This is a genomic window from Rhizobium sp. 18055, assembly GCF_902706285.1.
Taxonomy (GTDB): Bacteria; Pseudomonadota; Alphaproteobacteria; order Rhizobiales; family Rhizobiaceae; genus Rhizobium.
This window is the reverse complement of the sequence record NZ_CACSKD010000339.1, coordinates 1-426: the sequence shown is the minus strand read 5'-3', so window position 1 is coordinate 426 and position 426 is coordinate 1. Positions and strand designations below refer to the sequence as shown.

Sequence of the window (426 nt, the reverse complement as noted above, 5' to 3'; positions counted from 1 at the left end):
TTCTTCAGGTGCAGGCGCGCGACCTTCTCGTCCAGCACCTTCGGCAGCACGTACACCTTGCCGGCCTGGTAGGCGTCGGGCTTGGTGAACAGTTCGATCTGCGCGATGGTCTGGTTGGCGAAGGAGCTGGACATCACGAAGCTCGGGTGGCCCGTGGCGCAGCCCAGGTTCACGAGGCGGCCCTTGGCCAGCAGGGTGATGCGCTTGCCGTCCGGGAAGATCACGTGATCGACCTGGGGCTTCACTTCCTCCCACTGGTACTTCTCGATCGAGGCGACGTCGATCTCGTTGTCGAAGTGGCCGATGTTGCAGACGATGGACTCGTTCTTCATCGCCACCATGTGCTCGTGGCGGATCACGTCCTTGTTGCCGGTGGTGGTCACGAAGATGTCGGCCTTGTCGGCGGCGTATTCCATGGTCACGACC

Annotated in this window: 1 protein-coding gene; it reads right to left on the bottom strand. The window is 62.2% G+C overall.

Features of this window, described 5'->3' with window-relative positions; all coding sequences use genetic code 11:
- A partial coding sequence (locus tag GVL52_RS32280) for an adenosylhomocysteinase (protein ID WP_200848029.1) occupies nucleotides 1-426 on the bottom strand: 426 nt, incomplete at both ends.